The following is a 22200-nucleotide window of genomic DNA, read 5'->3' as shown; positions in this document are numbered from 1 at the left end:
GCGACGGGCGCGAGGCCACGGTGGCGTCCCCGCAGATGCACGAACGGCTCGAGCGATGCACCCGGAGGTGCATCGCTCGAGCCGTGGTGCATCGCTCGCTGGCGGGCCGGTCGGCCGCCGGCTCAGCCCTGGCGCGCCTTCCAGCGCGGGTTGAGCCTGTTGATGACGTACGTCTTGCCTCGGCGCCGCACGACCTTGGCGCCGGGCTTGTCCTTGAGCGAGCGCAGCGAGGCGCGGACCTTCATCGCGCACCTCCGTCCTGCACGCCGCCGCGGGTGCCGTAGCGCTGGCGGAACCGCTCGACGCGGCCGGCGGTGTCGACGACGCGCTGCGTGCCCGTGTAGAACGGGTGGCTCGCGCTCGAGATCTCGACGTCGACGACGGGGTAGGTGTTCCCGTCGGTCCACGTGATCGTCTCGCGCGGCACGCCCGGACCCTGCGGGTGGTCGCCCGCGAGGGTCGAGCGCGTGAGGAACGCGAAGTCGGCGGACTTGTCGCGGTAGACGACGGGCCCGTACTCGGGGTGGATGGTCTTCTTCACCGTGCTTCTCCTTCGTGCTGGTGCTGTGCCGGGTGCGAGGCGGCGTGCCGCCCGCCGGCTACCAGCTGGACTTCGTGACGCCGGGCAGCTCGCCGCGGTGCGCCATCGCGCGCATCCGCACGCGCGAGATGCCGAACTTCCTCAGGTGGCCGCGGGGGCGGCCGTCGGCCACGTCGCGGTTGCGCAGGCGGGTGGCGCTCGCGTCGCGCGGCTGACGCTGCAGCTCGAGCACGGCCGCGGCCTTCTCGTCGGGCGTGGACGACGGCGACGCCACCACGCGCTTGAGCTCGGCACGCCGCTCGGCGAACCGGGCGACGACGAGCGCGCGCTGGTCGTTGCGGGCGATCGTGGACTTCTTGGCCATCAGCGCTCCTCGCGGAAGTCGACGTGCCGGCGCACGACGGGGTCGAACTTGCGGAGCACGAGCCTGTCGGGGTCGTTGCGCCGGTTCTTGCGGGTCACGTACGTGTACCCGGTGCCTGCGGTGGACCGCAGCTTGATCACGGGACGCAGGTCCTGTCGGGCAGCCATCAGAGCTTCTCCCCTCTCGCGAGGATCTGCGCCACGACGACGTCGATCCCCGTGCGGTCGATGGTCTTGATGCCGCGGGCGCTCACGCGCAGCGTGACGGTGCGGCCGAGCGAGGGCACCCAGTAGCGCTTCTTCTGGATGTTGGGGTCGAAGCGCCGCTTGGTCCGCACGTGCGAGTGCGAGATCGAGTGGCCGAACCCCGGCGAGGTGCCGAGCACCTGGCAGTGGGCGGACATGGTGGTTCCTTTCTGGACGACCCCGCGACGGTAGATAGTGAGAACCATTCCCGTCAAGATGTAGAGTGCAACGCGCCCACCGCCCGGATGTTCCCGCGAGCGAGAACTGGAGACCTCCGCATGACGACCGACCGCCCGCACGCTCCCGACCCCCGCACGCCGCTCAGCGTCCTCGCGACCACCGACCCCGTCCTGCGCGACTCGGCGGTGTTCGGACTCGCCGTCGGCGGCGCGGGAACCGTGGTGCTGCGCCACGACATCCACGCGTCCGAGGGCGAGCTGCGGCGCGTCGTCGTCGACGGCACGGGCGTGGTCGAGGACGTCCGCGTCCCGCTGGAGCACGCGTGCCTGTCGTGCGCGGTCCGCGAGGACGCCGTGCCGACGCTCCGCCGGCTCGCCGAGGAGGCGCGCTGGGACCACGTCGTGCTCGCGCTCCCCGTGGCCGCCGAGTCCCTCCCGGTGACGCGCGCGCTGTCCGCGGCGAGCGCGCCGGGCGGCGACCTCGAACGGCTGCGCCTCGCGACCGTTCTCGCCGCGGTCGACGTCGAGACGGTCGAGCACGACCTGCTCGGCGACGACCTGGTCGACGAGCGCGGCATCGCGCTGACGCCCGACGACGAGCGCGCCGTCGGCGAGGTGCTGGCGGCGCAGCTCGAGCACGCCGACCTCGTCGTGACCACGGGGTCGCCCGACGCCGCCCCGACGGGATCGGGTCTCGTGGACCGCCTGCGCGGGGCGGGGACCCGACGCCTCGACGGCCTGCACGGCCTCGACGCCGCGGACCTGGCCGCCGGCCGCCACGACGCCGCCCTCGGGGAGCGGCGCGCGCACCCGCTCGGCGCGAAGGGTGCGGGACGGCACGGGGGCACGCGGCGGCGACCGGGCGACCGGAGCTGGACCCTCGAGCTGCGGTCCGGGCGCCCGTTCGACCCCGAGCGGCTGCTCGCCCGCATCGAGGACCTGGGGACCGGTCGCCTGCGCTCGCGCGGCGTCTTCCACGTGGCGAACCGCCCCGACTCGCTGTGCGCGTGGGACGGTGCGGGCGGCCAGCTGTGCATCGGCGGGCTCGGCACCTGGGACGACGCGACGTCCGCCGAGGGCCACCGCGTCGAGCCGCACACCCGCATCGTCATGATCGGCGTGACCGACCCGGACGCCGACGACGAGCGCGACCGCCTGCTCGCCGCGTTCCGGGAGGTGCTGGCCACCCCCGAGGAGCTGTCCGACGGCGGGCTGCGCTGGCTCGGGCGCGACGACGTCCTCGCGCCGTGGCTCGGCGCCCGGTCCGACGCGGCGTGAGCAGCCGAACCGTCCACGAATGACGAACCGGTGGCGGTCCGCCACGTGAGCTCCCCCCTGCCGAGCTCGCGTCGCGGACCGCCACCGGTCCGGGTGTCGCCGCGTGACCCGTCGCGACGACGTCCCCCACCTGCGAACGAGGGGCGCGCGGCCGGACCCGGACATCTCCGTGACGTGATCTGCGTCACATCATGTCGCGGCGCGCGGGCGCCCGCACGCCCGGGGACACCTCAGCCCTGGCCCGCACGCCGCGCGCGGACCGCCCAGGCACCCCCCGCTCCCGCGAGCACCGAGGCCCCGACGACCCCCGCGACGAGCGGCGCGAGGGGCGTCGGGTCGGCACCGGCCGCCACGGGCGCCGCCGCCGCGGGGCTCAGCGTCGCGGCCGTCGCGACGAACGTCGGCGCGGGCCGCTCCCCCGACGGCTCGGTGTCGTCCCACGTGTACGACGCGCCGGACGGGCACTCCTGCTCGGCGACGAACACGAACGCCTGCCCGATCTCCCCGGTTGCGCGCACGTCGACCGTGAAGGCCGCGCGGTCGCCGTCGGGCACGGGCTCGCCCTCCCACGCCACGGCGTCCGGGGTGAGCTCCGAGGTCCAGTCGTCCGGCTGGTCGGCGGCGAGGGCCTCGACGCCGGCGGGCATCGTGACGCGCAGGGCGTCGGTGGGCTCGCCGTCGCACCCGTGGTCGAACGTGAACGTGATGCGCGCGGTGCCGTCCCCCAGCGGCTCGACGGTCTCGATGAGCACGTGGGCCGCGGCCGGGGCGACCGTGGCGAGCACCGCTCCCCCGGCGAGCACGCCCACGGCGAGGGCACGGGTCAGCGTGGCACGCCGGGTCACGACGCCACCTCCAGGGGGATCTCGACGATGGGGCTCTCGTACTTCGACGTCCGGACGTTGAGGGTCAGCGTCCACGACCCGGCGAGCGGGAGGTCGAGCGGCGCCTCGTACGCGCCGGGACCGGTGTTCACGAGCTCGTGCGAGAACGGCCCGAGGGCCGGCTCGGCGAGGGTCGTCGTGACCACCGGGTCGGCGGTCGGCTCGAGCGGCGCGCCGTCGGCGTCGAGCAGCACGATCTCCAGAGCGTTCACCCCGACGACGCCCGGTGTGACCCGGACCTGCACGGTCCCGTCCCCGAGCGGCTCGGTGACCTCGACGCCGGCGGGTGCGGTCTCCTCGGCCGACGGGGCCGCGGCCGCGGTCCCGTCGACGGGGCTGCGCGAGACGAGCACGCCGGTGACGGCGAGCACGACGACGAGCAGGCCGGCCTCGACCGCGACGGTCCGGCCGAGACGGTGCGAGGCGTGGGCGTCCGCTCCGGATCCGCCGGTCCCGGCGGTGCCGCGCTCCGTGCGCGCGGCGAACGACGGCACGAGCCGGTAGCGGTTCCACGCCGCGACGGCGACGATGCACAGCGCGACACCGACCTTGACGAGCAGCGCCTGCCCGTAGGCGGTCGACACGAGCGCGTCGAGCGTGCCGAGGATCCGCCAGCCCAGCAGCAGGCCCGTCACCGCGAGCGCGAGCACGACCCACGCGCCGAGCGCGGAGAACCGGGTCACGGTGACCGCCGCGCGGCGGGCGTCGACCTGCGCCGAGCGCGCGAGCACGAGCGCGAGCCCGACGACGCCGCCGAGCCAGACCGCCCCGGCGACCACGTGCAGCACGTCGGCCGCGACGACGAGGACCGTCGGGCCGAACGTGCGCGTGTGCCCGACGAGCGCGAGCGCCCCGAGCGCGAGGGCCGCACCCCCGAGCGCGACGCCCGCGGGCCACAGCGCCCGCGTCTCGCGCGCGGCGCGGGGCGTGAGCAGGGCCGCGCACAGGAGCCCGGCCAGGCCGAGCGCGGCCGCCAGCGCGGTGTCCGAGGTGAGGCCGGTGCGCCAGGTCGCCGGGTCGAGCACGGCGTCGAGCCCGCGACCGGCCTGCCACGCGGGCGTGAGCGGGACGCTGAGGACGAGGCCGACGGCGCCCACCGCCAGCCCGACGGTCCGCACGCGCCGCAGGCGCGACCGCAGTCGCGGCATGGCGCCGGGTGTCGCGTGCAGCACGAGGAGCTCGAAGACGACGAGGCCCGCGACGAGGAACGTGCCGAGGTAGACGGCGGACTGGTCGACGGCGCGCACGGCCACGAGGGCGGCCGACGGCTCGGCCACGCGCGCCTCGACGCTCGTCGCGCTGGGTGCGCCGACGGAGAACGTGAACGCGCCTGCGACGGGGTGCGAGTCGAGCGAGATGACGCGCCAGCTCACGACGTACGTGCCGTCGGCGAGCTCGTCCGCCGGGGTCACGACGAGGGCGGCGTCCACGGAGGAGACGGCCACGTCGACGGGCGTCCCGTCGGCGGCGAGGACGGTGGTACCGCCGTCCACCGCCTGCACGGGCTCGTTGAACGTGATGGTGAGGTCGTCGGGCGGCGCGTCGAGCACGGTGCCGTCCTCGGGGTCCGTGCCCACGAGGACGGCGTGCGCCGCGGCCGGGCCTCCCGCGAGGATCGCGAGGGGGACCGCGGCCGCGGCGACGACCGCCAGCGCCACCGCCCGGTGCAGGACCGAGAGGCGGGCCGTGCCGGTCATGGAGGTGTCAGCCCTGGGCGCGGCGCGAGCGCACGAACGCGAGCGCGCCGAGCAGGAGCCCGGCGGCACCGAGGACGAGGGCGACCCACGAGACGACCGGGGTCGCCGCGTCGTCGGAGGCCGCGGCGTCGTCCGACGCGTCCTCTGCCGTGTCCTCGGCGGCGACCTCCTCGGTCTCCGCCTCGGCGGCGGTGTCCTCCGTCGCCGTGTCCTCCGCGGCGGCGTCCTCGGTCGCGGCGGCCGCGGTGACCTCGAACGCCGGGGCGGGCGACTCGAGGTCGTCGCTGGTCTGGCCGTCCGCGGGGATCTCCACCCAGGCGGTCTCCCCCTCCTCGCAGGTCTGGACGGTCGGGAAGCTCAGGGTCTCGCCCGCGGCGTCGGGCAGCTTGAGGGAGAGGTCGAACGCGTCGCGGTACCCGTTGGGGATCGGCGTCTTCGCGGTGTAGACGACCTCGGCGACCCGCTCGGTGTACTCGCCGCCGTGCCCGTTGTCGACGGGCGTCTCGAGGTCCTCCATGACCTTTTCGACGTCCCAGCCGGGGTGGATCTCCGGTGCGACGGAGATGATCTGCTCCGGCATCTGGATGGCGATCTCGGTCGTCGCGGACTCCCCGCAGCCGTGCCCGAACGCGAACGTCAGGACGGTGTAGGAGTCGGCGGTGGAGACGCTCGGGCTGACGGTGACGTGGGCCGAGGCGACTGACGCGCCGGCGACGACGAGACCGGTGGTGAGGGTGGCGGCGCCGAGGGCGCGCAGGGAGGTACGCATGGGGGTGTGCCTTTCGGAAAGCGGTTCAGGGGGGTACGTGCAGCGGCACGACGGCGTGCCCGCGACGGCGCGCGGAGAGGGGACGCCCGCCGAGGCGGGCGCCGGGCTCAGGCGAGCGCCGGTGGCGCGCGCCCCCCGACCGTCCCGGGCACAGGGGCGGGGCGGTCGACCGGGAGGGTGACGAGGACAGGGACGGCGGCGAGGACGGCGAGGGGGCGGGGGTGCCCCGGGACCTGCCGGCCGGTCAGCCAGGTCCACAGCCGCCAGAGCACGGCGTCGCCGTGCCGCAGGACGAGCGCGACGGCGACGGTGGCGACCGCGTGCGCGCCGAGCATCGCGAGGGTCGAGAGCGCGTCGTCGTGCTGGTGGGACGAGGGTCGCGGCGCGACCGACAGCGTCGCGCACGCCACGAACACGTGGTGCAGGGCGAGCTGGCCGACGCCGAGCACGGCGAGGAGAACGGGGAGCCGGATCTCGCGCCGCGCGAGCGGGCGGACCACGACCGCGGCGAGGGCGGTGAGGACGACGAGCGGGACGACGCCCGGGTGGGCACCGCCCGCGAGGTCGTGGGAGACGAGCGACAGGCCGACGGCGGTCGCGGCGAGCACGAGGGCGCGCACCGCGCGGAGCAGACCGGACCCGGGCGAGCCCATGCCCGCGACGCCGCGCTCCGGCGTCGGGCAGGGCACGGCTCGAGGTCCTGACCTGGTCGGCATCGACCGGTACCTCCTGCCCGACGGCGGCGGTGCCTCGTCGCACCGCGTCCACGCTTCCGTCAGAAGGTAGCCGCGCTTTCGACGATGGTCAATCAAAAGTGCGAACCTGGTCGTGCGAGACCCTCGCCGACCGTTCCGGGCCTCACGCACCGAGCAGCCCCTCGCCCAGGTACTCCCCGTCCCGCGCGCCCGGCGGGACCGCGAAGACCGCCGACCCCACCGGCGTCGTCCACTCGTTGAGCAGGTCCAGCTCGTCGAGGCGGCGCTGGATCGGGACGAACTGCCGGTCCACGTCCGCCTGGAACGTCACGAACACCAGTCCCGAGTCCGAGAGCGCCCCCACGGGCGGCGCGTCGTCGTAGTTGTACGCCCGCCGCAGGAAGCGCTGCTCCGGGTCGTCGGTCCGCGAGCGGCGGATGTGCGCGAACGACCCGATGACCTCGAACCCGTTCGGGCCCTTCGCCTCGAGGTCGGGCTCGTCGTGCTCCGCGGTGCCGGTCAGCGGCGCGCCGGTGTCGAGACGACGCCCCACGGCCTCCTCGCGGCCCGACCGGTCGAGCTCGTCCCACGACTCCAGGTTCATCGCGATACGCCGCACGACCATCGACGTGCCGCCCGCGAGCCACCCCCGCGACGCGTCGACGTGCCACACGAGGTCCGGGTCGATCGCCGGGTCGAGGTTCCGCGTGCCGTCGACCTGCCCCATGAGGTTGCGCATCGTCGTGCCGGGCGCGACCGTACCCGGCGAGCGGCGGAAGCCCCGCTGCACCCAGCGCACCGTCGTGAACGTCCGGGCGTCCTTGACGAGCAGCCGCACGGCGTGCGCGACCGTCACCTCGTCGTCCGCGCACACCTGCAGCAGCACGTCACCGTCGTTCCAGCGGTCCTCCAGGCGGTCCACCCCGAAGGCCGGCAGCGGGCGCAGCCACGACGGCCGCCGGTCCTCCAGCCCCGCCGCCGTGAAGACCGCCGGCCCGTACCCCAGCGTCACCGTCAGTCGCGCGGGGACGGCCGCCAGCTCGGGCTCCGTGTCCGCGAGGCCGGGTCGGCCCGCCATGAGGCGTTCGACGTCGTCCGTCCAGATCCGCATGAGCCGCACCAGGGCGTCCCGGTCCACCCCGTCCACGAGGTCGAGCGCGACGAACGCGGCGAACGACTGCGGGACCGTGTCGACGCCGGGCTGGCGGGCCCCGCGGAACGCCACCGTCGCGGCGCCGGTCGCGTCGGGCGCGGGGGTCGGGGGCGGCGCGGGCGTCGCCGCGTCCGCGACGGCCCGCCCGCCCACCGCCAGGGCGGCACCGCCGAGCGCGGCGGCGCCACCCTGGAGGAACGCCCGGCGCGACGCGCCGCGCCGGGCCCGAGCGGCCTTGTCCGGATCGCTCACGAGTCCGCGCTCTCCTCGTGCTCGCCGCCCATGTCCGTGTCGCCCTCCTCCATGGCCCCCTCGCCGTGGTACTCCTCGTTCGCCCCCGAGAAGGTCCGGGCGGGCGCCGTGAACGCGTAGGTCGACCCGTCCTCCGCCGTCAGGGTGACCGTCACCTCGTCGCCCGGCTGGATCGGCTCCGTGACGTCCATGAACATGAGGTGGTCGCCACCGGGCGAGAGCTCGTGCGACTCCCCCGCCGCGACGACGAAGCCGCCGGCCTTCTGCTGCATCACCATCTCGCCGTCGTCCCCCGTCGCCATCTCGTGCAGCTCCATCGACGAGGTCGCGGTGCTCGTCGCGGAGACGACGCGCACGTCGGCGTCGGAGTCGTTCGTCAGCGTGCCGAAGGCCGCGGTCATCCCCTCGTCGGCGGCCTTGACCCACGGGTCGGTGATGCTCAGCGCGTCGGCCTCCGCGGCGGCCGGGGCGTCGCCGGAGGCTCCCTCGGCGCCCGACGAGCACGCGGCGAGCGTGCCGCCGAGGACGAGGGCGCCGAGGCCGGCGAGCAGGCGGGTTCGGGTGGTGTGCACGGTGTTCTCCAGGGTCGTGAGGGGTGTCGTGGGGGTGGGACGCGGCCGGGTCATGCGCGGACCCGGCTCGTGCGACGCGCTCGCGCCGCGAGCAGGAGGTCGACGAGCAGGAACGCCGCCAACGGGATGCCGAACAGGGGCAGGAACCAGCCGACGGCGGCAGCGAGCGCCAGGACGGTGATCGAGAGCCAGAGCGGGGCACGGCGCAGCGCGCCACGCCCGACGACCGGGCCCGGGCCGCGACCCACGGAGCGGGTCGGGCGGCGCTGCCACCACATGCGGTAGCCGAGCACGACCAGGGCGACGAGACCGAGAGCGACGGCCGCGAGGGCGATCTGGTTCCAGATCCCGAACAGCAGGCCCATGTGCGCGGCGATGCCCCACTTCGTGAGCTTCGCGCCGAGCGGGTAGTCGGCGAAGTCGAGACGGTCCACCACCGCGCCGGTCGACCCGTCCACGGCGATCGTGTCGGACTCCACCGGCCACGAGGACGTCGTCTCCTTCACGGTCCAGGCCTGCCAGTCCTCCGCGGGCGGCGTGACCTGGAGGGGATCGACGAGCCCCTCGGCGCGCGCCACGGCGAGCACGCCGTTGATCCCGACGCCCGCGGTCAGCACGTCGTCGGACGACGGTCCCGCGGAGGGACCGTGGTGGTGTCCGTGGCCGCCGCCGTCGCTCTCCGGCGCCTGCGCGTCGGGCAGCGTGGCGTCGACCTGCGGCGTCGTCCAGGACAGGGCGGTCCGCATCTCCCCGATGTTCGCGCCCGCGTGCTCCGACCACGTCAGACCCGTGACGGCGATGCCGAGGAGACCGGCCGCGACGACCGTCCCGACGGCACCGTGCCACGACAGGACACGCTTGCGGGCGCTCTTCGCGCGGACCTCGGGCACCACGAGCCGACGGGCCGAGCGCGTCCGGGCCACGCGCGCGACCCACATCGCGAGACCGCCGAGCACGACGACCCACAGCCAGGACGCCGCGAGCTCGGAGTAGAGGCGGCCGGCCTCACCGAGGTGCAGGCTGGAGTGCAGCTCGCTCACCCACGCGCGCGTCCCGAACGCGTCGCCGGACATCGTCTCCGCGCCGCGCACCTCCAGCGTGTACGGGTCGACGAACACGGTGCGGTTGAAGCCCTCGGGGACGTCGTCGACGGCGAGGACGACCCACGTCGTCGCGTCGGCGGTCGCCGCGGGGCGCACCTGGGAGACGGTCCCCTCGGGGTGCGCGGCACGTGCCGCGGCGAGCTGCTCGTCGAGCGCGAACGTGCGGGTGCCGACCTCGTCGACGCGCAGCTCCTGCCGGTGCAGGAGCGAGTCGACGGTCGGCATCGCGGTGTACATCAGGCCGGTCAGGGCCGCGACGAGCAGGAACGGCCCGACGAGGATCCCGGCGTAGAAGTGGAGCCGGTGGAGCAGGGGACGCAGCGCCCCCCAGGTGGTGGGTCGTGGCGGGGGCGGTCCGTCGCCCGCGGGCGTGGGGAGCGTGTCGGCCGCGGTGGGCGGCCGGGTGGCCGTGTCGTCGTCGACACGAGGGGTCGCTGAGGTCATCGGTGGGGTCCTTCGGGGCAGCGCGACGCACGGCCGCGCACGGGAGGGGGCAGGGGTCGTCCGACCGCCGGCCTCCCCTCGGGAGCACCGGCGCGGTCAGGCGGGGGCGAGGCGCGGCGCGGGCGGGCCGCGGCGCGGGGCGACGGAGCGCCCGGCGCGGTGCAGGGGCCACCCGACGGCGTCGGCGTCGGGGACGGGGGTGCGCGACCCGCCCGGGACGGGCAGGGCGCGTCCGCGCAGGAGGGGCAGGAGCCACGTCCACAGCGCGACGGCGAGCCGCGCGGCGCGCTCGGCGGCGCCGAGGAGGACTGCGGTGACCACGACGGCGACGGCGTGCAGCGCGAGCATGCCGGGCGTCGCCGCGGCGGCGTGCACGGCGTGCGCCGCCTGGTCGGCACCCGTCGCCGCGAGGCCGGACAGGTCCGGGACGGCGGCGTGGCCGGTCCCGTGGGCGCCGGACACCGCGGGGCCGGTCGCCGTGCCGGTCGCCGTGCCGGTCGCCGTGCCGGTCGCGGTGCCGGACGAGGCCCCCGGGAGAGAGGGGGGCGTCGCGACGAGGACGAACCCGTGGTGCAGGAGCACCTGGAGCGCGCCGAGGAACGGCACGAGGACGCGCACGCGCGCCCGGGTGCGCGCCATGAGCGCGCACAGCACGACGGTGAGGATCCCGAGGAGGAGCGCGCCCGCCCCGGTGGGCACGTGCCCGCCCGCGGCGGAGTGCGCGGCGGCGGCGACGGCGAGGGTCGTGGACGCGAGCACGGTGGCGCGCGCGCCGCGGGCGACCCCGTCGGGGAGGACCGCGGACGCGCGGGCGCGCACGGCGGCGTTCCTCGTCGTCGTCATCGGCACGGCCCTTCGTCGGCGGGGCCCGGTGCGCTGGCGCGCCTTCCCCCCGTATCGGGCAGAAAGTAGCGGGGGCCCGGGGCGGGCGTCAACGGTCGGTGGTGGTCGTCGGGCCTCATCGGGCGCTGGCGTCGCGCCGGGCGAGCTCGGCGAGGCGTGCGTTGTAGGCCGCGAGCTCCGCCTCACCGTCCCGGTCCGCCTGCCGGTCCCGGCGCCGTCCGGCCCGCTCGTCGTCGCGCGTCCACTGGACGGCGACGACGATCGCGGCGATCACGACCGGGAGCTCGCCGGCGCCCCACGCCACCGACCCGCCGACGGCCTGGTCCTCCAGGAGCGCCTCGGTGTCCGTGTACTGCATCGCCGTCCACCAGTCCGCGGCGAGGACCTGCTGGTCGGCCATGACTGCGACGCCGAAGAACGCGTGGAACGCCATGGTCACGAGCAGGACGAGGAGCCGGATCGGGTAGGCCGCCCGGGCCGGGCCGGGGTCCACCCCGAGGACGACCCAGAAGAACAGGTAGCCGCTGAGCAGGAAGTGGACCTGCATGAGCAGGTGCCCCGGGTGCTCGAACAGGGCGTACTGGAACCAGCCCGTGTAGTAGAACGCGACGAGGCTGCCCGCGAAGATCAGCCCCGCCACGGGCGGGCGGGTGAGGAACCGCGAGTACCGCGAGTGCACGACGACGAGGATCCACTCGCGCGGACCGCGGGACCGGTCCCGGCGCGCGGGCAGGGCGCGCAGCGCGAGGCTGACGGGTGCCCCGAGGGCGAGGGGCAGCGGCACGACCATCATGAGCGTCATGTGCTGGACCATGTGCGTCGAGAAGTGCACCGCCCCGTAGACGCCCGGACCGCCGCTGGTCGCCCACGCGAGCGCGACGCACCCGAGCAGCCACATCACGGTGCGGCCCACGGGCCACCGGTCCCCGCGGCGGCGCAGCCTCACGACCCCCGCGACGTACAGGCCCGCGAGGGTCGTCGCGATGCCGAGGAACAGCCAGTCGGGCTGGACCGACGTGACCATCCGGGCCAGGGACACCGGCTCCGGGTACGGGAACCCGAGGAGCGCGTGGCGCACGTCGTACGCCACCGGGTCCTGCGGCACCGGCGGGGACGAGCGCGAGAGCGCGACGGACGCCCCGAAGGTCGCCGCCATGACCACGACCTCCCCGACGGCCAGGCGCACGAAGGCGCGACCGCCGTCGGGCCCGCCGAGCCTGGGGATCACGCGCTGCCGCTGGGCCCAGCCCGCGACGCCGAGCAGGACCAGGGCGACGACCTTGCCCGTGAGCAGCAGCCCGTACGACGTCGTGACCAGGTCGACGGGCGACCCGAGCCGCAGCGACGCGTTGACGACGCCCGAGAACGCCGCGCCCGCGAAGCACCACGCCGCGACGACGGAGTAGCGGCCCACGACGTCGGGCAGCGCGTCCCGCACGCGCCCGCGCAGGAGGACGAGGCCGACGAGCCCGCCGACCCACACCGTCACGGCGACGAGGTGGACGAGCAGGCTGTTCACGGCGTTGAGGTGCTCGTCCGAGCCCGCGGCGTGCCCGGAGAGCGCGACGGGCAGCAGCGCGGCGAGCGACAGCACCGCCGCGACGCCGACCCGCCCGACGCGCCGCGCACCGGTCGACGCCGCGAGGGTGGCCGCGACGAGCAGCGCGGACACGCTGAGGTACTGGCCGAGCTCGATGCCGGTCGCGTAGTAGCGCACCTGCTCCCAGAAGCCCGGGTCGCCCGGACCCATGCCGACGCTGTTGCCGGTGGTGAGCACGATGACGGCGACCGCGGCAGCGAGCCAGACGGCGGCCGCGCGGGCCGCCCAGCGCGTCGCCGTCCACTGGGCGTACGACACCGCGCCCAGAACCCGGTCCTGGCCGGGCAGGACGCCCGCGGCGAGGACGAGCAGCCCGATCGTCAGGGCGGCGGCGCCGTCGTGCACGACGCGCGCGACGGGCAGCCCGTAGCGCACGACGGCGCCCGGGTCCAGGAGCAGGCGGGGCGCGAGCTCGCCGGTGAGAGCGAGCCCGGCGAGCGCCACGACGACGGCGAGCGGCAGGCACCACAGGAGCACGAGCTCGGCAGGGCGCACCGCGGGCAGGCGCAGGCCCGCGACGTGCGGCACGTCAGGACGGGCGACCGTGGGGTCGCCGGAAGGGTGTGACGAAGGCATGGTGTTCCTCGGCCAGCACGACGACCCGGACGACGCGGTCGCGTCGCCCGGTCGTGCGCCGGAGGTCAGGCCTGGGGGCCGGTGCCGTCGTCCGCGCCGTCGGCGGGTCCGTAGCCACGGCGGCGCAGGACCAGAACGACGGCCGTGCCCACGACGGCGAGGACGGCGATCGCGCCGACGACGATCGGGAGCGCGCTGCTGCCGTCCTCAGCGTCGGTCGCGTCCGCCTCGTCGGTCGTCGCGGCGGTCGTGTCCGGCTCCGCCGCCGCGCTCTCGTCGGCGTCCTCGGTGGCGGTGTCCTCGGTAGCGGCGTCCTCGGTCGCGGGCGCCTCGTCCGTGGCGCTCGTCGGCTCGCTCGGGGTCGGCTCCGGCTGCTCCGCGACGGCGAACCCGAAGGACCCCTCGATGGGGTGCCCGTCGGACGAGACGACGCGCCACGCCACCGTGTAGGAGTCCCCGCCGAGGGTCGCGGCGTCGAGCGGGAGGGTCGCGACGCTGCCGTCGATCGTCGGCGCGCCCTCCGCGACGACCTCCCCCGCGGCGTCGGTGACGACGACGCGGGGTTCGACGGCGAGCGGTTCCGTGTTGAACGTCAGGGCGATCGCCGCGGGCGGGGTGTCGAGCTGTGCGCCGTCCCCGGGCTCGGAGCCGGTGAGACGGTCGTGGGCCTGGGCGGCGGGGGCCGTCGCGGTCGCGAGGACGGCCGTCAGGCCGAGCGCCGCGAGGAGCGCGACGAGGGCCGTGAACAGGGGGGAGGCCGCCGGGCGGGCGGCGAGGGTGCGTTCGCGGGTCATGGGGAGTCTTCCGTCGAGGTGCGGCGGGGTGCCGCGGGGCCCGGCCGGCGTGCGCCGGGGTGTCCTCGTCGGGGTCTCGCGCGGTGCGCGAGCGGTGGGCAGGTCCTAGGCAGGGCTCCCGACGAGGCCGCCGGGCGGCGGCCCGCGTGTCGGGGCCGTCCCCGGGTGGCGTGCGGCCGCGCCGTGCACCGTCCGCCCGACGGCGCGGACCGCGCGCGCGACGGGGAGGGCGACCGGGTCGAGGACGACCGGACGCGGGGCGAGCCAGGCGACGAGCCGCACCAGGGCCTGCTCGCCCCGGGCGAGCACGACCGCGAGCACGAGCGTCGCGGCGACGTGCGCGAGGAACATCGCGGTGCCGGGGACGACCGGGGCGACGGCCGAGACGGCCGGTGCCGCGGCGTCGGCCACCGTGGGACAGACGACGCCCCCGTGACCGCTGTGGCCCGCGCCCGTGGAGGTGCAGGCCACCGCACCGTGCCCGAGGGCGTCGAGCGTGAGGTGCAGGCCGAGCTGCGCACCGCCGAGCACGCCCACGAGCCGCGGCACCGTGAAGCGGTGCCGTGCCGCCGCGGTGGTCCCGGCCAGCGTGAACGCGCCGAGCGCGGCGAGGACCAGCGGGTCCGGGAGGTGTCCCCCGCCGAGGGCGTGCGCGCCCGCCGTGACGGCGAGCACGAGGGTCGCGACGAGCGCCGCGCGCGCGAGGCGCAGCGGGCCGGCGACCGGGGAGACCATGCGCCCCAGCCTAACGGCTCGGTCTCACGCGCTGAGACCTGCTCCCGGGGTCGCGGGAGGGGCGTCGGTCACGTCGTCGCCGGGCGGAGGGCCCGCGTCGTCGCCGGGGTCGACCGCGCCGTCGTACCCCCCGACGAGGGCGCGCGCGGGCAGGACGCGGTCGATGCCGACGAGCACGAGGCCGAGCACGAGGAACCCGGCGCCGTAGAGCACGACGTTGACGAGGAGGCCCGTCCAGCCGAGCGCGTCGAGGTCGACGAACCCGTACGGGTACTCGCTGCCCGCGCTGACGAACCCGCGGATCGTGGTGAACGCGAAGTAGGCGAGGGGGTAGAGCAGCCACTGGGCGGCGGTGAGGCCGCGCAGGCGGCGGTGCGGGGTGAGGAGCACGAAGTCGACGAAGACCGCGAGAGGAAGCACCTCGTGCTCGATCTGCCCGTCGGTCAGGCCGAGGAACACCGCCGGGGCGTCGGGGTCCTCGGGGGCGAGGACGAGGAGGGACACGAGGCCCGTGATGGCGGCGAACAGCGTCACCGCGCCGGTGACCCACGCGGGCGGCTGCCGACGTCGCAGCAGGGATGCGACGCCCGACCACGTGAACGCGACCGCGACGAGGAACCCGGTCTGGTTGGTGAAGTAGATCAGCCCCTCGACGTCGCCGTCGCGCCAGATCGCGCGCGTGCCCACCAGCGCGAGGACGACGAGGAACAGCCGGAACAGACCGACGACGACGTGCATGCGTGCTCCTTCGCGCGCTCCACCGGGCCGACGACGGCCCGTACGCCGAGCCTATCGCCGCCCGCGCCCCGCCCGTGCCGCACCCGCCGGGTGATGATGGGGTCATGACCTCCTCCCCCACGCGCCCGGAGCGCACCACGCCCCGCACCGCCCGAGGCACCGTCGCCGTCACGAACGGCTACGTCGTCCCGATCGCCTCCTCCCCCGTGGAGAACGGCACGGTGCTGATCGAGGACGGCATCATCACCGCGGTCGGCGCGGACGTCGTCGTGCCCGACGGCGCCCGCGTCCTCGACGCGCACGGCCGGTGGGTGCTCCCCGGCTTCGTCGAGGCCCACGCGCACCTCGGCGTCCACGAGGAGGGCGAGGGCTGGGCCGGCAACGACACGAACGAGATGACGAACCCCAACGGTGCCGCGTTCCGCGCGATCGACGGCATCTACGTCGAGGACGAGGGGTTCCGCGACGCGCTCGCGGGCGGCGTCACGACCGCCGTCGTGAAGCCCGGGTCGGGCAACCCGATCGGCGGGCAGACCGTCGCGATCAAGACGTGGGGCGGGCGCACCGTCGACGAGCAGGTGATCCGCGAGGCCGTGTCCGTGAAGTCCGCCCTCGGCGAGAACCCCAAGCGCGTGTACGGCGACAAGAAGCAGACCCCGTCCACCCGCCTCGGCGTCGCCCAGGTGATCCGTTCCGCGCTCGTCGACGCGCAGAACTACGCCGCGAAGCGCGACGCCGCGGACGCGAAGGGCGAGCCGTTCGAGCGCGACCTCACGAAGGAGACGCTCGCGCGCGTCCTCGCCGGCGAGCTGTTCTGGGACCAGCACACCCACCGCGCCGACGACATCGCGACCGCCCTGCGCCTCGCCGACGAGTTCGGGTACCGCCTCGTCCTCAACCACGGCACCGACGGCGCCGCCGTCGCCGACGTGCTCGCCGAGCGCGACGTGCCCGTCATCTTCGGGCCCATGTTCACGACCCGTTCCAAGGTCGAGCTGCGCGACCGCGCCATCGCGACGCTCGGCGTCCTCGCCCGCGCGGGCGTGCGCGTCGCCATCACGACCGACCACCCCGTCGTCCCGATCAACTTCCTCGTGCACCAGGCGTCGCTCGCCGTCAAGGAAGGGCTCGACCGCGACGTCGCCCTGCAGGCCCTCACCCTCAACCCCGCCACGTTCCTCGACCTCGACGACCGCGTCGGCGCGCTCGCCCCCGGCCTCGACGGCGACGTCGTCGTGTGGTCCGGCGACCCCCTCGACGTGACGTCGCGCGCCGAGCACGTCCTCGTCACCGGCACCGAGGTCTACACCTGGGACCCCGCCGGGAACCACGGCCGCGGCGCCGGCCGCGTCGTCGAGCGCCGCGAGCGCTTCACCGGCTGACCCGATCCGCAGCACCACGCTCGCCCCGCTCAACACCCCACTCACCGGAGCGACGCGCACGCGACGCACGCGGTCGCCGTCGGGCGGGCCTCCAGACGCTCCGCGGGGATCGGCCGTCCGCACCGGGCGCACACGCCGTACGTCCCGGCGTCGAGGCGTGCGAGGGCCGCGTCGACCTCCTCCACGCGGGCCGCCGCGTCCCGCGCGAGCGCCTCGACCTGGGCCCGCTCGAACGCGACCGTCGCGCCGTCGGGGTCGTGCTCGTCGTCGGCGTTCGAGTCGCGCGACGCCTCGACGATGCCGACGACGTCCGCCCGCAGCGCACGGCGCCGCCGCTCGGCGTCGGCACGGACGTCGAGCAGTCTGTCGCGTGCGCCGTCGTGCGCGACGCGAGGTCGAGCGTCCGGTCGTGGGGTCGGTCGTGACGTCATCGTCCTGGTGCAACGCGCCCGGCGGCGAGATTCCTCCCGGGGCGGCGGTCACGTCGTCTCGCGAGGCGTCGGACGCTGGCAGCGTGTCCACCGTGGTGGGAGAGTGGGCGCGTCCGGGCCGTCCCGGGCCGCCTGCGCGCCGTGCGGGCGGGGCGACGTCGCCCGCGGGCGATCCCGGGAGGACCGATGAGCACACGGGCGACGACCGTCGTCGGCTTCGACGCCTTCGGCGGGCCCGAGCGCCTGCACGTGGGGCGGGAGCAGGTGGGTGAGCCTGGTGCGGGGCAGCTCCGCGTGGCGAACGTCGCGATCGGCGTCAACCCGGCGGACGTGAAGCGGCTCGCGGGGTCGTTCGGGGGCGCTGTTCCCGGGGTGCTGGGGTTCGAGGCCGCCGGGGTGGTGGACGCCGTGGGCCCCGAGGTCGAGGGGTTCGCTCCGGGCGACGAGGTGGTGTGGCACGGGACCGGTGCTCAGCGCGAGCTCGCTCTCGCGCGGGCGGACCAGGTGCGGCGCAAGCCGTCGTCGGTGCCGTTCGAGCAGGCGGCGGTGCTGCCGGTGGCGGCGGCGACCGCGTTCTCGGCGCTCGTCCAGGCGGACGTCGGCGAGGGCGACGTGGTGCTGCTGCACGGTGCGAGCGGGGGCGTGGGCTCGGCGGCGGTGCAGATCGCGCGGGCGCTCGGGGCACGGGTCGTCGGCACGTCCTCGCCCGCGAACCACGAGTACCTGCGTTCTCTGGGCGCGACGCCGGTCGCCTACGGCGCGGGGCTCGTCGCGGCGGTTCGTGCGCTGGGCGACGGGCTCGACGAGGTGAGCGTCGTGGTCGACCTCGTCGGCTCGGCCGAGACGGTGGAGGCGACGGTCGAGCTGCTCGGGGACGGCCTCACGGACCCCGATCCCGACGCGCCGCCGATGGCGGTCACCGTCGCGGGGTCCGCCGCGGCCCGCGCCGCCGGGATCGTGGACAAGGTCGACGCGCGGGGTGCGCTCGACGAGGTGCTGGCGCTCGCGGAGGACGGCGGTCTGCGACTGGAGGTCGCGCGACGCTTCGCGCTCGCCGACGCCGCGGCGGCGCTCGACCTCGTCGCCGGTGGCCACGTGCGCGGGAAGGTCGTCCTGCTGGTCGACGAGAACGGGACCGAGACGGGCGTCTCAGACGTGTGAGGCTGCCCACAGGGAGGGCGAGGAATCGGCGGGATTCCGCCGCTGAGAGCCGCTCCGGGTCGGAAACTTCCTTGCACGGGCGGGGCGCGCCGGTGTCCAATCCTTAGCATGCGTAAGTACCTTGCCGCTACCGCGGCGCTCTCCTGTGCCCTCCTGCTGGCGTCCTGCGCGTCGACGACCGACCCGTCGAGCAGCGACACCACGACCCCCGACGAGACCACCACCACCGAGGCCGAGGCGCCCGAGGCGACCGTGCTCCCCATCGAGCAGTCGTGCGCCGGCTTCTACGACGGCGGCGAGAACTCCCTCGCGACGCGCGTCGACGAGACCTTCCCGCTGACGACCGAGGAGGTCACCGACGAGACGGTGACCGAGCTCGCGACCACGCGCGACAAGATCGCCTCGGTCCAGCGCTTCGCCGACATCGAGCTCCAGGCCGACCTCAACGGCATCAAGGCCCCGTTCGAGGCCGCCCTCACGGGTGTCGAGGTCACGACGGTCGACTTCGAGCCGGCGCTCGAGTCGTTCCGCACGCAGTGCGCCGAGGCCGGGTACGAGTTCGCCGCCTGACCTGAGCGCAGCGCCTCCTCCAGCGCCGAGAACGGGGTTGCTGCCGGTATCCGTCGGATAGCGGCAGCAACCCCGGTCTCGGGTGCGAGGAGGTCCGTGGTCGGCGTCAGCGGGTGCCGGCCTCCACGGGCTCCTTACCCGCCGCGCCCGGAGCACCCGCCGTGCCCGACGCCGCGGCCTCCTCGGTGCCCGAGGTCGCCTCGTCCGTCGTGCCGGTCGCGGCGTCGGCGGTCTCGTCGTCCGCGAACAGGTCCTCCGCCGTCGCGGACTCGTACTGCTCGACGTCGAGGATGCCCTCGCGCTTGGCGACGATCGTCGGCACGAGCGCCTGGCCCGCGACGTTCACCGCGGTGCGACCCATGTCGAGGATCGGGTCGATCGCGAGCAGCAGGCCGACGCCCGCGAGGGGCAGGCCCAGCGTCGAGAGCGTGAGGGTGAGCATGACGACCGCGCCCGTGAGCCCCGCGGTCGCGGCCGAGCCGACCACGGAGACGAACGCGATGAGCAGGTAGTCGGGGATCGTCAGGTCGATCCCGAAGATCTCCGCGACGAAGATCGCCGAGATGGCCGGGTAGATCGAGGCGCAGCCGTCCATCTTCGTCGTCGCGCCCAGCGGCACGGCGAACGACGCGTACTCGCGCGGCACGCCGAGGTTGCGCTCGGTGACGCGCTCCGTGACGGGCAGCGTGCCGATCGAGGAGCGCGAGACGAACGCGAGCTGGATCGCCGGCCAGGCGCCCTTGAAGTAGCTCGTGATCTTCAGGCCGTTGGCGCGCAGCAGCACCGGGTACACGACGAACAGGACGAGGGCGAGGCCCACGTAGATCGCGGCGGCGAACCACGCGAGCGAGCTCAGGGAGCTCCACCCGTACGTCGCGATGGCGTTGCCGATGAGGCCGAGCGTGCCGAGCGGCGCGAGGCGGATGATCCACCAGAGCACCTTCTGGATGATCGCCAGGGCGGACCGGTTGAACGCGAGGAACGGGTCGGCCTTGCTGCCGGACTTCAGCGCCGCGATGCCGATGACGAGAGCGACGACGAGGATCTGCAGCACGTTGAAGCTCACGGACGTGGACGCGCCGCTCACGGCACCGTCCGCGCCGGTCTCGAGGTTCGTGCTCGCCCCGAGGCCGAGCACGTTGCCCGGGATGATGCCGGTGAGGAAGTCGAGCCACGACCCGGTGCGGCCGACCTCGGACGCGTCCTCGACCGAGACCGACGCCCGGTTGCCCGGCTGGAACAGCAGGCCGAGGCCGATGCCGACGGCCACGGAGATCGCCGCGGTGATGGCGAACCACAGGAGCGTCTGCCCGGCCAGGCGCGCGGCGTTGGTGACGGTCCGCAGGTTCGCGATCGACGCGACGATCGCCGTGAAGACCAGCGGCGGCACGATCGCCTTGAGCAGGGTGACGAACGACCCGCCGATGGTGGCGAGCGTCGTCGTCAGGCCGTTCGGCACCTCGCCGTCGGCGTCCTGGGGGCCCATCGCGAGCGCGACGCCGCCGAGGACCACGCCGAGCGCGAGGCCGAGGAGGATCTGGGTGCTGAAGGACGGGAAGCGTCGGCGACGCTTGCCGGACGCCGACGACGCGGCGTCGGGCTTGGCCGCGGAGGGCGGCGTGGAGGAGGTCGAGGGCACGGAAGGACCTTTCGGGGTGCGTGCGGGAGCACGGGCGCGACACGGCCGCGCTCGGGGAGGGGGCGGGGTGTGTCGTCGCCTCCGCGCGACGGACCCGGGACGGGGTCGGGCGGAGGGTCCAGCCGGACGGCCGCGGACCGCACGGGACCTCAGGAACCGCGCGTCACGACGGGACGGGACGGGTCCGGGAGCCGGGGAGCGGCGGGAGGATCAGCGACGACGAGGGGTCAGCGACACAGCGCGCTGGCGACTCGACGGAGGTCGACGTCGCGGCGCTCGGTGAGGTACCACGTGGGCACGCTGACGGACACGAAGGTGTCTCCCGGTCTCGCTGGAAGGACTGCAGGGCGGCATGATCGTCGCCCGCGGCACCCGATCCTACCTGCTCCCCCAACCCCTCGACCCCGTCGCGCATTCCCGCCGGTTGCCGACCCCGCGGCAGCGGCGGACACTCGAAGACGTCAGGGGGAAGCGCACCGCAGCGCCGCACGACGTCGTGACCGCGCCACGCCCCGTCCGGGCGGAGGTCGCGTCCGACGCCCGCCACGCGGGCCACACGAACCGAGCGGGCCCCGGCCCGCGACCTCGAAAGAGGCACAGGGGGATCCACCATGCACACGCTCACCATGCGGCGTGCGGCCGCGGCCGCCGTCGCACTCGTCCTCGGGACCGTCGGCATCGCCGCCGCCCAACCCGCCTCCGCAGCGCCCGTCACGTCGACAGGGTCCCTGGGGACCAGCGACATCACCGTCACCTACTCGGAGACCGACCTGGCACCAGGGGACACCGTCGACGCGACGATCTCCTTCCGCAACGTCGACGGCATGCCCAAGGACGTCGACTACCGCATCGGCGGCGGCGGTCCGTCGCTCGCCGACGTGTTCGACCTGACCGCGTGCACCTTCGCCCCGGGAGTCGCCGTGACCTGCGGCTTCGGCGGCTTCAACGGGGCACTCGTGGTCACCGTCGACGACCTGCCGAGCAAGGTCACCACCGTCGACGTCGAACTGACCGTCCGCGACGACGCCGCACCCGGCACCGTGGCCGTGCCCCAGAGCTACGCGGACCAGAGCACGCTCACGATCCTGTCGCCGCCCGTGGCGTTCGAGATCCTCGCCGCGGACGCCGACCTCGGGGTGTCGCTCGACGCCGTCGCCGGGCCGCTCCTGTCCTCCCAGATCACGTACACGCTCGACGTGACCAACTCCGGCCCTGCCGACGCGACGGCGTCGGTCGTCACGGTCGCCGTGCCGAGCCAGGCCTCCTCCGCGACCGGGCTGCCGCCTGGGTGCACCTACTCGTCGGGGAACGACACCATCACGTGCGACACGGCCGCCGTCGCGAACGGGACGACCGCGACCCGGAGCTTCACCGTCAACGTCGGCCTGCTGTCGCTCGGCTCGCTGCCGGCGACGGCGACCCGCACGTCGTCGAGCCCGACGGACCCGAACGCCGCCAACGACACCGCGAGTGCGAACTGCACCACCCTCACGAGCCTGCTGATCAGCTGCCCGTGACACCTGCCGCGCGGACGGGGCGGGCCGCCCCGTCAGCG

The 22200-nt window shown here is 75.2% G+C and carries 24 protein-coding genes; 5 read left to right on the top strand and 19 right to left on the bottom strand.

All coding sequences use genetic code 11. From position 1 onward, the window contains the following. Positions 1–122: 122 nt before the first annotated feature. Genes ykgO through rpmB form a run of 5 tightly spaced genes read right to left on the bottom strand, consistent with a single transcriptional unit; the run spans position 123 to position 1308 of the window. Positions 123–245 carry a type B 50S ribosomal protein L36 gene (gene ykgO, locus LGQ04_RS03470; protein WP_229242216.1) on the bottom strand — a complete coding sequence of 41 codons (123 nt, stop codon included), beginning with the start codon at positions 243–245 and terminating at the stop codon, positions 123–125. Further along, a complete protein-coding gene (locus LGQ04_RS03465) occupies positions 242–541 on the bottom strand; it encodes a type B 50S ribosomal protein L31 (protein WP_229242215.1) in 300 nt (99 codons plus the stop codon). The genes ykgO and LGQ04_RS03465 overlap by 4 nt, the downstream gene beginning before the upstream one ends. A 58-nt stretch (positions 542–599) precedes the next feature. Beyond that, entirely contained in the window at positions 600–905 is a 306-nt protein-coding gene (gene rpsN, locus LGQ04_RS03460) for a 30S ribosomal protein S14 (RefSeq protein WP_229242213.1), read from the bottom strand. Then, positions 905–1072: a 50S ribosomal protein L33 gene (gene rpmG, locus LGQ04_RS03455; protein ID WP_229242212.1), complete on the bottom strand. Its 168-nt coding sequence runs from the start codon at positions 1070–1072 to the stop codon at positions 905–907. The genes rpsN and rpmG overlap by 1 nt, the downstream gene beginning before the upstream one ends. Continuing rightward, a complete protein-coding gene (rpmB, locus tag LGQ04_RS03450; protein WP_229242210.1) occupies positions 1072–1308 on the bottom strand; it encodes a 50S ribosomal protein L28 in 237 nt (78 codons plus the stop codon). The genes rpmG and rpmB overlap by 1 nt, the downstream gene beginning before the upstream one ends. A gap of 120 nt (positions 1309–1428) precedes the next feature. Between rpmB and LGQ04_RS03445 the strand changes: the two genes are divergently transcribed. Then, positions 1429–2607 (top strand): CobW family GTP-binding protein, encoded by a 1179-nt coding sequence (locus LGQ04_RS03445; RefSeq protein WP_229242209.1) that lies wholly within the window; start codon positions 1429–1431, stop codon positions 2605–2607. A gap of 230 nt (positions 2608–2837) precedes the next feature. Here LGQ04_RS03445 and LGQ04_RS03440 read toward each other — a convergent pair whose 3' ends face one another. From LGQ04_RS03440 to LGQ04_RS03385, 12 genes are all read right to left on the bottom strand, one after another. Further along, positions 2838–3452: a DUF1775 domain-containing protein gene (locus tag LGQ04_RS03440; RefSeq protein ID WP_229242207.1), complete on the bottom strand. Its 615-nt coding sequence runs from the start codon at positions 3450–3452 to the stop codon at positions 2838–2840. After that, positions 3449–5188 (bottom strand): copper resistance CopC/CopD family protein, encoded by a 1740-nt coding sequence (locus tag LGQ04_RS03435; protein WP_229242206.1) that lies wholly within the window; start codon positions 5186–5188, stop codon positions 3449–3451. Before LGQ04_RS03435 ends, LGQ04_RS03440 begins: the two co-directional genes overlap by 4 nt. Before the next feature lie 7 nt (positions 5189–5195). Beyond that, positions 5196–5957, bottom strand: a complete 762-nt coding sequence (locus tag LGQ04_RS03430; protein ID WP_229242204.1) for a YcnI family copper-binding membrane protein — start codon at positions 5955–5957, stop codon at positions 5196–5198. Between the two features lie 107 nt (positions 5958–6064). Next, positions 6065–6646: a hypothetical protein gene (locus tag LGQ04_RS03425; protein WP_229242202.1), complete on the bottom strand. Its 582-nt coding sequence runs from the start codon at positions 6644–6646 to the stop codon at positions 6065–6067. Positions 6647–6815: 169 nt separating this feature from the next. After that, entirely contained in the window at positions 6816–8057 is a 1242-nt protein-coding gene (locus tag LGQ04_RS03420) for a Dyp-type peroxidase (protein ID WP_229242200.1), read from the bottom strand. Continuing rightward, the gene (locus LGQ04_RS03415) at positions 8054–8683 is read right to left on the bottom strand and encodes a copper chaperone PCu(A)C (RefSeq protein WP_229242198.1); all 630 of its coding nucleotides are present in this window, start codon (positions 8681–8683) and stop codon (positions 8054–8056) included. The genes LGQ04_RS03420 and LGQ04_RS03415 overlap by 4 nt, the downstream gene beginning before the upstream one ends. Further along, a complete protein-coding gene (locus LGQ04_RS03410) occupies positions 8680–10176 on the bottom strand; it encodes a PepSY-associated TM helix domain-containing protein (protein WP_229242195.1) in 1497 nt (498 codons plus the stop codon). Before LGQ04_RS03410 ends, LGQ04_RS03415 begins: the two co-directional genes overlap by 4 nt. A gap of 96 nt (positions 10177–10272) precedes the next feature. Then, positions 10273–11019, bottom strand: a complete 747-nt coding sequence (locus LGQ04_RS17300; protein WP_267493965.1) for a hypothetical protein — start codon at positions 11017–11019, stop codon at positions 10273–10275. 115 nt (positions 11020–11134) lie between these two features. After that, positions 11135–13195: a bifunctional copper resistance protein CopD/cytochrome c oxidase assembly protein gene (locus LGQ04_RS03400; RefSeq protein WP_229242193.1), complete on the bottom strand. Its 2061-nt coding sequence runs from the start codon at positions 13193–13195 to the stop codon at positions 11135–11137. 65 nt (positions 13196–13260) lie between these two features. Further along, positions 13261–13989, bottom strand: a complete 729-nt coding sequence (locus LGQ04_RS03395; RefSeq protein ID WP_229242191.1) for a copper resistance CopC family protein — start codon at positions 13987–13989, stop codon at positions 13261–13263. A gap of 105 nt (positions 13990–14094) precedes the next feature. Continuing rightward, the gene (locus tag LGQ04_RS03390; protein ID WP_229242190.1) at positions 14095–14724 is read right to left on the bottom strand and encodes a hypothetical protein; all 630 of its coding nucleotides are present in this window, start codon (positions 14722–14724) and stop codon (positions 14095–14097) included. Positions 14725–14748: 24 nt separating this feature from the next. Further along, the gene (locus tag LGQ04_RS03385) at positions 14749–15462 is read right to left on the bottom strand and encodes a Pr6Pr family membrane protein (RefSeq protein ID WP_229242188.1); all 714 of its coding nucleotides are present in this window, start codon (positions 15460–15462) and stop codon (positions 14749–14751) included. Positions 15463–15566: 104 nt separating this feature from the next. Here LGQ04_RS03385 and LGQ04_RS03380 point away from each other — a divergent pair, with 104 nt between their 5' ends. Next, positions 15567–16844: an amidohydrolase gene (locus tag LGQ04_RS03380; protein WP_229242186.1), complete on the top strand. Its 1278-nt coding sequence runs from the start codon at positions 15567–15569 to the stop codon at positions 16842–16844. A 41-nt stretch (positions 16845–16885) separates the two neighbouring features. Here the strand turns inward: LGQ04_RS03380 and LGQ04_RS03375 are convergent, their stop codons facing one another. Then, positions 16886–17275 (bottom strand): TraR/DksA family transcriptional regulator, encoded by a 390-nt coding sequence (locus LGQ04_RS03375; protein WP_229242184.1) that lies wholly within the window; start codon positions 17273–17275, stop codon positions 16886–16888. 186 nt (positions 17276–17461) lie between these two features. On the opposite strand from LGQ04_RS03375, the gene LGQ04_RS03370 reads away from it, so the two are divergent. Together LGQ04_RS03370 and LGQ04_RS03365 are read left to right on the top strand one after the other, a co-directional pair. Beyond that, the gene (locus LGQ04_RS03370) at positions 17462–18436 is read left to right on the top strand and encodes a quinone oxidoreductase family protein (RefSeq protein WP_229242183.1); all 975 of its coding nucleotides are present in this window, start codon (positions 17462–17464) and stop codon (positions 18434–18436) included. Between the two features lie 108 nt (positions 18437–18544). Continuing rightward, positions 18545–19006, top strand: coding sequence for a hypothetical protein (locus tag LGQ04_RS03365; RefSeq protein WP_229242181.1), 462 nt, complete (start codon positions 18545–18547; stop codon positions 19004–19006). 106 nt (positions 19007–19112) lie between these two features. Here the strand turns inward: LGQ04_RS03365 and LGQ04_RS03360 are convergent, their stop codons facing one another. Next, entirely contained in the window at positions 19113–20645 is a 1533-nt protein-coding gene (locus tag LGQ04_RS03360; RefSeq protein WP_372469917.1) for a dicarboxylate/amino acid:cation symporter, read from the bottom strand. A gap of 611 nt (positions 20646–21256) precedes the next feature. On the opposite strand from LGQ04_RS03360, the gene LGQ04_RS03355 reads away from it, so the two are divergent. After that, positions 21257–22162, top strand: coding sequence for a DUF11 domain-containing protein (locus LGQ04_RS03355; RefSeq protein ID WP_229242180.1), 906 nt, complete (start codon positions 21257–21259; stop codon positions 22160–22162). Positions 22163–22200 lie beyond the last annotated feature (38 nt).

Origin of the sequence: Cellulosimicrobium marinum, from assembly GCF_020551945.1 — a bacterium.
GTDB classification, from domain to species: Bacteria; Actinomycetota; Actinomycetes; order Actinomycetales; family Cellulomonadaceae; genus Cellulosimicrobium; species Cellulosimicrobium marinum.
The sequence above is the reverse complement of the archived record's forward strand: the minus strand, read 5'-3'. Positions and strand labels throughout refer to the sequence as shown.

Bases quoted from the DNA above. Each gene is read 5' to 3' on its own strand.
- LGQ04_RS03415 (WP_229242198.1), bottom strand. From the start codon at position 8,683: ATGACCCGGCCGCGTCCCACCCCCACGACACCCCTCACGACCCTGGAG.
- ykgO (WP_229242216.1), bottom strand. From the start codon at position 245: ATGAAGGTCCGCGCCTCGCTGCGCTCGCTCAAGGACAAGCCCGGCGCC.
- rpsN (WP_229242213.1), bottom strand. From the start codon at position 905: ATGGCCAAGAAGTCCACGATCGCCCGCAACGACCAGCGCGCGCTCGTC.
- LGQ04_RS03445 (WP_229242209.1), top strand. From the start codon at position 1,429: ATGACGACCGACCGCCCGCACGCTCCCGACCCCCGCACGCCGCTCAGC.
- LGQ04_RS03370 (WP_229242183.1), top strand. From the start codon at position 17,462: ATGAGCACACGGGCGACGACCGTCGTCGGCTTCGACGCCTTCGGCGGG.
- LGQ04_RS03355 (WP_229242180.1), top strand. From the start codon at position 21,257: ATGCACACGCTCACCATGCGGCGTGCGGCCGCGGCCGCCGTCGCACTC.
- rpmB (WP_229242210.1), bottom strand. From the start codon at position 1,308: ATGTCCGCCCACTGCCAGGTGCTCGGCACCTCGCCGGGGTTCGGCCAC.
- LGQ04_RS17300 (WP_267493965.1), bottom strand. From the start codon at position 11,019: ATGACGACGACGAGGAACGCCGCCGTGCGCGCCCGCGCGTCCGCGGTC.
- LGQ04_RS03430 (WP_229242204.1), bottom strand. From the start codon at position 5,957: ATGCGTACCTCCCTGCGCGCCCTCGGCGCCGCCACCCTCACCACCGGT.
- rpmG (WP_229242212.1), bottom strand. From the start codon at position 1,072: ATGGCTGCCCGACAGGACCTGCGTCCCGTGATCAAGCTGCGGTCCACC.
- LGQ04_RS03385 (WP_229242188.1), bottom strand. From the start codon at position 15,462: ATGCACGTCGTCGTCGGTCTGTTCCGGCTGTTCCTCGTCGTCCTCGCG.
- LGQ04_RS03435 (WP_229242206.1), bottom strand. From the start codon at position 5,188: ATGACCGGCACGGCCCGCCTCTCGGTCCTGCACCGGGCGGTGGCGCTG.
- LGQ04_RS03380 (WP_229242186.1), top strand. From the start codon at position 15,567: ATGACCTCCTCCCCCACGCGCCCGGAGCGCACCACGCCCCGCACCGCC.
- LGQ04_RS03375 (WP_229242184.1), bottom strand. From the start codon at position 17,275: ATGACGTCACGACCGACCCCACGACCGGACGCTCGACCTCGCGTCGCG.
- LGQ04_RS03365 (WP_229242181.1), top strand. From the start codon at position 18,545: ATGCGTAAGTACCTTGCCGCTACCGCGGCGCTCTCCTGTGCCCTCCTG.
- LGQ04_RS03395 (WP_229242191.1), bottom strand. From the start codon at position 13,989: ATGACCCGCGAACGCACCCTCGCCGCCCGCCCGGCGGCCTCCCCCCTG.
- LGQ04_RS03400 (WP_229242193.1), bottom strand. From the start codon at position 13,195: ATGCCTTCGTCACACCCTTCCGGCGACCCCACGGTCGCCCGTCCTGAC.
- LGQ04_RS03410 (WP_229242195.1), bottom strand. From the start codon at position 10,176: ATGACCTCAGCGACCCCTCGTGTCGACGACGACACGGCCACCCGGCCG.
- LGQ04_RS03390 (WP_229242190.1), bottom strand. From the start codon at position 14,724: ATGGTCTCCCCGGTCGCCGGCCCGCTGCGCCTCGCGCGCGCGGCGCTC.